We start from the raw sequence: 9,512 nt of genomic DNA on the forward strand, positions 1-9,512 counted from the left end.
GCCGACTGACCCCCGTCGAATACGAAACCGTCATGACCACACCGGCTCTCCAGGCCGCGTGATCAAACCTGTCACCCAAACCTGCAGCAGACCCGTCCAGACAGCTCAGGCGTGCAAGAAGTCAAGTTCGCTGTGCAGAGTCCCTGTGCAGCCTGTCGATCTACTCGAACGGCGTGAGGGGCTGAGGGTGGACAGGGAACGCCAGCGCCTCGGCATCCACCTCCCCGAGGGGTCCTGGTGGGACTGGGACGTGATCACCTGGAACGCCGGTCAGTTCCGACTGGCGGCCGGACATGACCTCGCCTACTACCACGGCTTGGAGTTGGTCTTCGGCGATCCGGTCTTCGTCAGCTGCCCGGCGATGTTTCATGACCCGGTCTTCCGCGTGCCGACGAGCGAGGAGCGGATGCGAGTCGCTCGTCAGCTCGGTGAGGAGCCGCCGGTTTTCGTCGCCTTCGAAGCGGACGCGGGCGGTCAGGAGCCCGTCTCATGCCTCATCGCCGCGCAACGGTTCGAGGTAGTGCATGAGACCGTTCTGAGGTACTGGCGGGACGACACAGTCCCTGGTCAGCAATTCGCTCCGTGGGTGCGGCCTCCGGCGTGACCGACGGGCCGAACCATGCAGCCACCACCCTGGCAGTCGGAGCAGGGAAGGCAATGGCCTCATCGAAGCGCCGGTCGTGCTGGAGGCAGCGGTAGAGCTGTCCGATCATGCGGTTGAAGAGATTGCGCTGGGCGGCGGCGTGCCCGTCACCGTGCTCTTCGCGGCGGCGTCGGTAGTGAGTCCTGGCACCGGGTGAGGCGGTGATCGCTGAGAGGGCCCAGAGGTAGCCGGCGTGGTTGAGGCGGTCGTTCTTCACCCAACGGCGGGTGATCGCATCCTTCTTGCCCGAAGCTCTGGTGACAGGCGAGGAACCGGCGTACGCCTTCGGGCCGCGGGCGTCCGCGAATCGGTTGCGGTCGTCGCCGATCTCGGCGAGCACCCGGGCGCCGAGCTGAGCGCCGGGGCCGGGGCCGGGGAAGCTGAGGATGGTCGTCTCGTATCTGGTGGCGATCCCGCGGAAGTCCTTGAACCAGCACGTTGCCTCAAGCAATGGCGCGGCCTGGCCACCCGCTACGACAAGACCACCACCACCTGCCTCGCCGCACTCCACTTCCCAGGCAGCATCATCTGGTCAGCATCCTGATCCGAAGAAACGACCTGGCTCAGCCGGACGGCGTGACCGAGGACCACACGCCGAACCACTGCTCGGCACCGTACTCTTCGAACCGCGCCACCTCGGTGAACCCCAGCTTCGCCGCGAGGCGCATCGCGCGGTCGTTGGCGGTCTGGGTGCAGAGCACCACCGGCTCGCTGGGGAGTACGTCGGCGAACCAGTCGAGTGCCGCTGCGCACGCCTCGGCGGCGTACCCACATCCCCACGCTTCCGGCAGGAACAGGTAACCGAGCTCGGCCTCCCCGGCATCCGGACGGATGTGACCCGGACGCCCTGCATCGCGCCGATCGAGCGTGACCATGCCGATCATCGCTCCGTCGAGATCGATCACGAAAAGGCCAGGGCGCCGCCCGGGCACCTCAGGCACCACGCGTTCGAGCTCATCGCGTGGTCGAGGGCCACCGATGTAGGTGCCCACCTCTGGCGATGCGAACAGCTCGATGAACGCCGCACGGTCTCGGGTCTCGGACTCGCGGAGTACGAGCCGTTCGGTCCCTGTCGGGGCAGGTGGCCAGGCGACGGGTCCGAGTCCGGTCATGGCGGGCAACCTATCGCACGCCCGTGAGATTGATCCGAAAGAGAATACCTGGGGCCTGTCCGGCGGACCTTGACTGGGAGCGCCCAACAGGCGTGGGACCAAGGGGTTTGCATCCTTCACGCTCGCCGTCCCGAGCGTGCGGAGAGATGCGTCCGCCAAGTGGCGATTGTTCTCTGAGCCAAGCGGTCATATCGAACAGAAACTTGATCAGCACATCCCTCATAGAGAGCCTCCTGAGCTCGCCAATGCCTCGTTGGACACGCCTCGTTGGACACCACGGAAGGAACCGTGTGTTCAAGAACCGCCGCCTCAAGCGAATAAGCGCCGTCGCAGGCACCCTCTCCGCTGCCCTTCTCCTCACCGTCACCCAGGCAAACGCCGCCGGCCGTGAAGTCGAGCGCGCAACGCCACTACTTCCTCCAATGACGTCGAGTGGGTGAAGTGCGCCACTGAAAAGGAGGATCACAGCATCGTGTACCAGGCCTGCTTCTCCCCCCTGGCGACTGGTTCAGTGTCTTCGACGGGAAACCGGATGGCTCCTCCGCCGTCGTGGACTGGGAAGTGGGGGACCGCTTTGGCGCCATTTTCAACGCTGACGGCCAGCAAACCGAACGCTACGAGAACAAGGACTTCCCCGAGAGTGCCACAATCCGCTTCCGCGTCTGCCTGGGCCACTGGGATACCAAGCTGATCACTGCGGGTACAGGCTCCGGCCGGGTGAGCAACCTCACCTGACGAGACCCTCGATGAGCCGATCGGGACGCGGGCTTTGCCGACCGGCTTGTTCGAAGCACCGCCCGCACCCGGGGCACGGGGTGCAGGTCTCCCGGCGCAGTCGCGGTGCGTCGACGGTTGACCTGCTGACACCCCTTCCCCCGGATAGCCGCGTGATCCGCCGGACAGGCCCTACAGCAGGATGCGGAGGTCGAGCACGGGCCCGGTGGCTCCGACCGGCGTCGCGTCCAGCTTCTCCAGGACGTGGAGCATCGGCTTGTTGCTCGCCGCCACCGCGGCGGCCAGCGCGTGGTGTCCCTCGCGGCGGGCAACGGTCGCCGCATGTTCGGCCAGCGCGGTGCCAAGCCCCCTGGCCTGCCAGGCGTCCTCGACCAGGATCGCGAGTTCCCCCACCCCTTGCTGATCGGTGCGCATGACGTTCGTCATGGCGATGATGTGGTCCGTACGCTCGGCCGGAGCGGTCACCAGCGTGGTACCGCGCTCCGGGCTGGACAAATGACGCCATTCGGCAGGTGAGAGCCCGGACTTGCCCGCGTGGTATCGCAGGGCTCGGCTGCCCAGCGAGCAACGGCGGTGCAGTTCCTGCACCGGCACCAGGTCGACGGGGGCCGCCTCACGGGTTCGGGTGGCCGTGCCGTCGGTCAGCATGATCGAGTGCGCGTCGTCTCGACGGCTGGCGTCAGGCATCGACGTTCTCCTCACATTGCGATCGTGACTACTGTGCCGCGGGTCCCGGGACGCAAGCGCGACCTTGCTACCGCAGCAGTCTTTTGCCCCCTCCAGGCCGACTCAAGAGGACTTCGCGTCACTTCGATTGCGCTGCGCTTACGTTCAACCACGGAGGGAAGCGAAAATATCAAGGCTCGTGGTCGCCGTCGACGCCGATGCTGAGTATTGCCCACTGCATCGCTCAAGGATTTGCACGGAGGGCCGCCCGGGCCCTCGCCACCACGACAGGCCGATGAACGTCCGTACTTCGCGTAAGCGAGCCACTTCTGAGTGGGCGTGCACCACTCAACCACCGCTGCACTGGAGGATGTTGGCGGCCGGAGGCCTGGGAGCACGCCCTGTGCGGGTGGCTGGGAAGCTCGGGTGCGCGCAGCCACACGCAGCGCAGGATCCACCCTGACTGCACCCAGCAAGCAAGGGGCACGCCCGAGTCCCCCCGGCTGTTCACAGAGTAGTGGGGCCTCAACAGGCGCGTCGGGGCGGCGAGTGCCGTCCATCGGCTTCGAACGATCCCCGCGTTGGTCACAGACTTTACCTTCCTACGCCATCCAGTCACTGATGTCCGCCGCCGCTCCACGCTCTCGCCGCAGCGGGCCCCGGCCGTCGCGCGACCCCCGCCCCACACAGGGACGCTGATGGCTACGCCGACAACTGCTGGCCCCGGTCCCGACCGGCAAGCGAGGCCCGCAAACCCTCGAACGACCGCCGTGCGGCGCGCGCCGGGTGGCAGTCGGCTCACCAGGGGCGCGGGACTCCTCGGCGCGCCTCAGCTCCCTCCACCCGGCTTCCCGCAAGGCGTCGACGCTCGGACAGCGGTCGGGTAGGCATGAGGGGGATCGCGGCGACCGGAGCGATCGCCGCACACAGTGAGCGAGCAGTGGGGGGACGACATGGCCATCATCGTCACATTCGACATTCCGGGCGTCGGGCAGGAGTTCTACGACGCCTGCATCGACCGCCTCACCGACGGAGGCGAGTTCACCTCGCTCGCCGACATTCCCGCACCCGGACTGATCTCCCACGCAGCCGGGCCGGTCGACGGCGGGTGGCGGGTCGTCGACGTGTGGGAGTCCGAGGAAGCGCTCGAGAACTTCTCGAAGATCCTCCAGCCGATCCTCTCCGATCTGGGCCACACCGACGGCGAGCCGCAGATCATCCCGGCGCACAACGTCGTCACCCGCTGACCGACAGGCTCGGTCACGGCGCGACAGGTCAGGGCACCCACTACGAAAAGGCACACCAGGTCGGAGCCTCCGCCGATCCGCAGCCGGAGGTAATGCACGCAGTCTTCACCGGCCGTACTCGGGCCCCGGGAAGCTGCACTCATCACCCAACCGCAGCCCGGCACGTGCGCGCGCCGGGCTGCCCGCGTCACCGGTGCCTCAGAGGCGCCCTGAACGCCTTCCGAGACCGGCTCGATCGCCGCGGAGGACATCGACCTCTCGCTGTCCCAGCGCCCCGCCAACGGCAATACGACTTCGCGCTCCGTCCAGCAGGACACCCGCAACATCTAGGACTGGGTGGTTCCTAGGGCGTTGCGCAGGAACGCCGTTGCCTGGTCGATGGCCCCGCGGGCGGCTTTGGACTGACTCAGCGAGTTGAGCATCATGAAGTCGTGGACCGTGCCGTCGTAGCGCACCGTCGTCACAGGAACGCCGGCTGCTCGGAGCTTGGCGGCGTACGCCTCGCCCTCGTCGCGCAGCACATCGGCCTCGTCGACGATCAGCAGGGCGGGCGGCAGGCCGGAGAGTTGCTCGATGGTGGCGTGGTTGGGAGACGCGGTGATCTCCGCGCGTTGGTTCGGGTCGGTCGTGTAGGCGTCCCAGAACCATTCCATCAGCCTGCGGCTCAGGTAGTAGCCGGAGGCGAACTGGTCGTAGGAACCGGTGTTCATAGCCGCATCCGTGACCGGGTAGTACATCGACTGCTGTATGAACCGGACGTCACCGCGCTCCTTGGCCATGAGAGCGAGTGCGGCGGTCATGTTCCCGCCGACCGATTCCCCGGCCACTGCCAGGCGCTGTGCATCCAATCCCTTCGACGCTCCCTCGCGGACGATCCACTGCGCGGCGGCGTAGCCTTGCTCGATGGCCACGGGGTAGTGCGCCTCGGGCGACGGCGTGTACTCCACGAAGGCCACTGCCGCACGGGCGCCGACCGCCAACTCGCGCACCAGGCGGTCGTGAGTGTCGGCGTTGCCCAGCACCCAGCCACCGCCGTGCATGTACAAAACAACGGGCACCGTTCCGGTGGTGCCCTGCGGTTTGACGATGCGTACCCGCACATCGCCCACGGCCGCCGGAACCGTGACCCACTCCTCGTCGACCGGCAGCTTGTCGACGGGCGCGGCCTGAAGATCGTTGAGGACCTTGCGCGCCGCAATCGGATCCAGCTCGTACAGGAACGGGTGGTGCGAAGTTGCGTCGGCGAGCTCCTGTGCTTCGGGCTCGAGGACGATCGAGGCGGTTTGACCAGCCATGGGAATGCTCCCTGGGAAATCCGAGAAGCGCATGGTGACGAGCGTGGGGCGCTGAAGAGCGCCGGCACGCGCTCGGGCTGTGCTGTGGAGCGGCCGGCTGAGCCTCCGCTCTTGTTCAAGCCCCCGATGGGCATACATGTCCATTTTAGTTGCTCACCCTCCGCAGATGCATTCCGAGGCGCCGTCGTATCCGTCCCACGCCGGGTGCGCGGCTCGGTGATGACACGCGTGCACGCCTCAATGCGGTCGTCCGTCCCGCTCAGCGGCGGTGCTCCCGATTTGCTGCGCCCCATGGGGTCACGTATGGGCGCGAGATGCGTTCTGTGGCCCACGGCCGGAGACTGTGGACGCATGCTGAAGGAGGTGGATGCATTGCCTTCCGAAGCGGCAGCACGACCTGGCGCCGATTACCGACGAGGCCGTTGCATTCGGCAGGATGAGCGCTATGACCGAGATCCGTACACCCCGCCTCCTCCTCCGTCGCTGGCACGACGACGACCTCGCTCCTATGGCGGACATCAACGCGGACCCGCGGGTCATGCGCTGGATCGACGACGGCTCGGTGCGCGACCTGGACCACACGGTAGAGGCCATCGAACGGTGGGAGGAGGAGTGGGACGAGGAAGGCTTTGGACTCTTTGCCGTCGAGCTGCTGGCTTCGGGTGAGCTGGCCGGCTTCACGGGTCTGTCCGAGCCCGAGTTCCTGCCGGAGGTACTGCCCGCCGTGGCGATCAGCTGGCGGCTCGGCTCACAGTTCTGGGGTCAGGGATACGCGTCCGAAGCCGCCCATGCCACGCTGGAGTTCGCGCTCCAGGACCGCGGCCTCGACCGCGTCATCAGCATTAACCGGGTGGGTGACATTGCCTCCGAGAGCGTCATCCGCAAGCTCGGCATGGTGCTGGAGCGAGAGACGGCGCACCCGGTGTACGGCTATCCACTGCGCGTTCACACCATCGATCTCACCGAGTTCCAGGCGTGAACCGGCCGAACCGTCGATCATCACGAGCCGGCCGACAACTGTCCATACGTCGCCGACCGCATTGATCGCCACGGAGTGGACGCCCAGGCGAGAGAGCTCGCGGGCCAAATACCTGGACACATGGGGAGGGAGGGACATGGTCGGGCCCCTCGAGCGCCCTCAGCGGCATCCTCATCGGAGAGGCAGGGGTTCACGGTCGCCCCGGCGGCAAGGTCACCTGGGGCCCACCCGCCCATGCCGCGCTGCGACGCATCACCATTCAGGCGGGTGCTGTCACGCGACCAGGCGGCAGCGTGACAGAGGCGTGATACCTCACGTGTGACGCTCGGTGGTCAGGTTTGCTGACCTCTGGCAGGTGCCTTGACTGTGAGCCTTACCAGGCCAGCAACCCTGCGGCGGGTGTCGCTAGGCTCAGCCTCCATGGCTGGTAACGGTGCCGCGCACAAGCGCTCCTTCCTCGCTCTGCACGACTACGGCATGGGCGGCTCGTGGTGGTGGGTCCGAGCGCGTTCCGAGCGGGAGATCCTCGAAACATTCGCCTGGGTCGAGGTGGTCACCGACCCGGAGGCCGTGGCCAGGTTCGAGGATGAAGAGCTGGAGGAAGTCGACATCGACGATCCTCGGATGCCTCCCGGGCTGGATGGCCTGCGCGCCGAGCGTGACGCGCAGCGTGGGCGTGAGGGTTTCGGCGCACTCGCGGGGAGGGACGTCGTGCACCTGCGGCGCCGCTGGGACGAGGAGGACGAGGAACCAGTCGTCTATCTGATGGAAGTGGGGTCCGACGGACGCCGGATTCGCCAGGTGGAACTGGCCGAAGACGGAACCGCCCTGCGCAGTGGCCCCGACGACTGGCCGTTCAACCCGCCCATCGTGGACCTCTTTGACCCGGCGCTCGCGGGCCAAGAGATCAGCCGGAGCGAGTTCGAGGAACACTGGGCGAGGGCCCGCCAAGCAGACGCCGAGCTTTGAGTTCGGATCCGGTCGACTCGTCTGGTTCAGGGGGCTGGGTTCTCAACTGCGTCGGGATTCTCACAGAGGCCGTCTCGGCCGGCTTTGCACGGACGTTCCTGGTGCGGCAGCAGGGTGTGTGCATGCACGGCGCGGGCTGTTCGCGGGTCGGATGAACTGGGTGCCGCAGCCGGGTCAGTCCTGGGAGGACTTGCTCTTGGGTTGCGAGGATGCCCTGGCTTGACGGGGCGTTGTTGAGGAGGGCGCTTCTGCGCCGGCAGCGTGCAGAAGCGCCCGGTCCGTTGCGACCCGATACGAGCCCGGGACACTCTCAAGCACGCCTTAAGGTTCGGACGATCGCCGGTTGCGGCCCGCCCGGATCAGAGGCGGCGAAGCCCAGATCACAGGCGGCGAACGCGTCCGGAGCCTGCTCGGCGACCGTCTCGGCACCGGCCGGGTCAGCATGGTGTGGCGCGGTGGCCGCGCGATGTGCGCCCGCCGTTCCGGTGAGGCGCGGCGCTTGGGTGACCGTGCGACCGGGGCGGCCGGCGCAGGTCAGAGGCCGCCGGTGTTGAGCAGCCGGTTGGGAGTGTCGGAGCGGACGCCGTGCACGACACCGCGGGTGGCCGTGTGGTCGAGCCAGACGTGGACCTGGTTGGCCGTGGCGTGGGGATGTGCCGACAGGTACAGCGCGATCACGCCGGTCGCATGCGGCGCGGCCCAGGACGTCGCGCCGTCGTTCTCGGTGGTCGTACCACCGCCGGCGAGGGCTGCGGTCACCTTCTGGCCGGGGGCGTACAGGTCCACGCAGCGTCCGTAGCCCGATCCGTAGGAGTCGGTGTCGGTCCACGGGCGGTCGTTCGAGGTGGAGGCCGCCACGACGATCGTGCCGGGGACGCCGGCCGGGGAGTGCTTGCAGGCGTCGTCGTGGAAGTTTCCGGCCGACACCACCGTCGGGATCCCCGCGTCGACCATCTTCTTCACGGCGGACTCCAAGGCTGCCGACCGGTGGTCGAGGTTGAGCGACATGTTCACCACCGCGGGCTTCTGTGCGTGCGCGGTGACCCACTTGACCGACTTCACCAAGGCCGCCTCGGCCGCCGCCGGTGAGCCGCCGCCCTCGCTCTCGCACAGGATTCCCTGGACCCGTACGAGCTCCGCCTTGGGCGCCACCCCGTACCTCGCCCCGCCGATGATGCCCGCGACGAACGTGCCGTGGCCGGTCCCCGCCTCGCTGAAGCAGTCACCGGAGTCCTTCGGGCCCACGAAGTCGGCGCCGAGGTGGGCGCGTCCGCCGAACTCCTTGTGGGCGATGTCCATCCCGGTGTCGATCACGTACACGTGAACGCCCTTGCCCGTGGCGGTGGTGGTGAACTTTCCGTTCAGCGGCCGCGACCGCTGGTCCAGAACGTCCAGGTTCCACGGCACGTGCCGGGTGATGGCCGCGATCCCGGACAACTTCCCCACGGTGCCGGGAGACGTCGGCGCCGAGCCGGACGACGCCCCGTTCCCGGAGGCCGCCACGGACTCCCCCTTCCCGTGCGCGGGAGACTTCCCGCCGCTCCCCCGGGCCGCCGCGCCGGCCTCCCCGCCGCAGGCCGAAGCCCCGAGCACCGTCACCATGGCCACCACCAAGAGACCGGCCTTCGCCACGTTCCGCTTCACAACGCCCCCCGCATCCCAGCTTCGTACACAATCAGCGCACAAGACGACCACAGGGGGCGGACGGTTCCAGCGGGGCGTGCGGCTGGGTCGGCTCACCCGCTCGACAGAAGCCTGTCCGGCCGCGCCCGGACTGTCCGGTGCCGCGGAAGGCCACCACCGACCCGGCCAGCAGCGCCGGAAGCCCGATCATCAGCGGCAGAGTCGCCCCCTTGGGCAACACGT

The 9,512-nt window shown here is 67.8% G+C and carries 9 protein-coding genes and 2 pseudogenes; 5 read left to right on the forward strand and 6 right to left on the reverse strand.

The genetic code is table 11. The features are described 5' to 3' along the window. Window positions 1-187 precede the first annotated feature (187 nt). Window positions 188-604 (forward strand): hypothetical protein, encoded by a 417-nt coding sequence (locus ABZ471_RS46055; protein ID WP_359075142.1) that lies wholly within the window; start codon window positions 188-190, stop codon window positions 602-604. 37 nt (window positions 605-641) lie between these two features. On the opposite strand, the pseudogene ABZ471_RS46060 reads toward ABZ471_RS46055, so the two are convergent. After that, window positions 642-1,031 (reverse strand): annotated as a pseudogene (locus ABZ471_RS46060) (transposase); the annotation flags it as partial. A gap of 175 nt (window positions 1,032-1,206) precedes the next feature. Next, the gene (locus tag ABZ471_RS46065; protein WP_359075134.1) at window positions 1,207-1,755 is read right to left on the reverse strand and encodes a GNAT family N-acetyltransferase; all 549 of its coding nucleotides are present in this window, start codon (window positions 1,753-1,755) and stop codon (window positions 1,207-1,209) included. A 549-nt stretch (window positions 1,756-2,304) separates the two neighbouring features. On the opposite strand from ABZ471_RS46065, the gene ABZ471_RS46070 reads away from it, so the two are divergent. After that, window positions 2,305-2,490, forward strand: a complete 186-nt coding sequence (locus ABZ471_RS46070; RefSeq protein ID WP_359075135.1) for a hypothetical protein — start codon at window positions 2,305-2,307, stop codon at window positions 2,488-2,490. 171 nt (window positions 2,491-2,661) lie between these two features. On the opposite strand, the gene ABZ471_RS46075 is transcribed toward ABZ471_RS46070, so the two are convergent. Continuing rightward, window positions 2,662-3,177, reverse strand: a complete 516-nt coding sequence (locus ABZ471_RS46075) for a GNAT family N-acetyltransferase (protein WP_359075136.1) — start codon at window positions 3,175-3,177, stop codon at window positions 2,662-2,664. A 932-nt stretch (window positions 3,178-4,109) separates the two neighbouring features. Between ABZ471_RS46075 and ABZ471_RS46080 the strand changes: the two genes are divergently transcribed. Continuing rightward, complete coding sequence (locus tag ABZ471_RS46080; protein ID WP_359075137.1) at window positions 4,110-4,403, forward strand: hypothetical protein; 294 nt, start codon at window positions 4,110-4,112, stop codon at window positions 4,401-4,403. 326 nt (window positions 4,404-4,729) lie between these two features. Here ABZ471_RS46080 and ABZ471_RS46085 read toward each other — a convergent pair whose 3' ends face one another. After that, complete coding sequence (locus ABZ471_RS46085; protein ID WP_359075141.1) at window positions 4,730-5,698, reverse strand: alpha/beta hydrolase; 969 nt, start codon at window positions 5,696-5,698, stop codon at window positions 4,730-4,732. Between the two features lie 445 nt (window positions 5,699-6,143). Between ABZ471_RS46085 and ABZ471_RS46090 the strand changes: the two genes are divergently transcribed. Beyond that, window positions 6,144-6,677 (forward strand): GNAT family N-acetyltransferase, encoded by a 534-nt coding sequence (locus ABZ471_RS46090; RefSeq protein ID WP_359075138.1) that lies wholly within the window; start codon window positions 6,144-6,146, stop codon window positions 6,675-6,677. A gap of 420 nt (window positions 6,678-7,097) precedes the next feature. Beyond that, on the forward strand, window positions 7,098-7,646 hold the full coding sequence (locus ABZ471_RS46095) for a hypothetical protein (RefSeq protein WP_359075139.1): 549 nt from the start codon (window positions 7,098-7,100) through the stop codon (window positions 7,644-7,646). 534 nt (window positions 7,647-8,180) lie between these two features. Here ABZ471_RS46095 and ABZ471_RS46100 read toward each other — a convergent pair. Next, window positions 8,181-9,278: a S8 family peptidase gene (locus ABZ471_RS46100; protein ID WP_359075140.1), complete on the reverse strand. Its 1,098-nt coding sequence runs from the start codon at window positions 9,276-9,278 to the stop codon at window positions 8,181-8,183. Between the two features lie 43 nt (window positions 9,279-9,321). Then, window positions 9,322-9,512, reverse strand: a pseudogene (locus ABZ471_RS46105) (hypothetical protein); the annotation flags it as partial.

It is taken from the genome of Streptomyces sp. NPDC005728, from assembly GCF_040630895.1.
GTDB lineage: Bacteria > Actinomycetota > Actinomycetes > Streptomycetales > Streptomycetaceae > Streptomyces.

Coding starts and splice junctions, on each gene's coding strand:
- ABZ471_RS46065 (WP_359075134.1), bottom strand. CDS start 1,755: ATGACCGGACTCGGACCCGTCGCCTGGCCACCTGCCCCGACAGGGACC.
- ABZ471_RS46075 (WP_359075136.1), bottom strand. CDS start 3,177: ATGCCTGACGCCAGCCGTCGAGACGACGCGCACTCGATCATGCTGACC.
- ABZ471_RS46080 (WP_359075137.1), top strand. CDS start 4,110: ATGGCCATCATCGTCACATTCGACATTCCGGGCGTCGGGCAGGAGTTC.
- ABZ471_RS46085 (WP_359075141.1), bottom strand. CDS start 5,698: ATGGCTGGTCAAACCGCCTCGATCGTCCTCGAGCCCGAAGCACAGGAG.
- ABZ471_RS46090 (WP_359075138.1), top strand. CDS start 6,144: ATGACCGAGATCCGTACACCCCGCCTCCTCCTCCGTCGCTGGCACGAC.
- ABZ471_RS46095 (WP_359075139.1), top strand. CDS start 7,098: ATGGCTGGTAACGGTGCCGCGCACAAGCGCTCCTTCCTCGCTCTGCAC.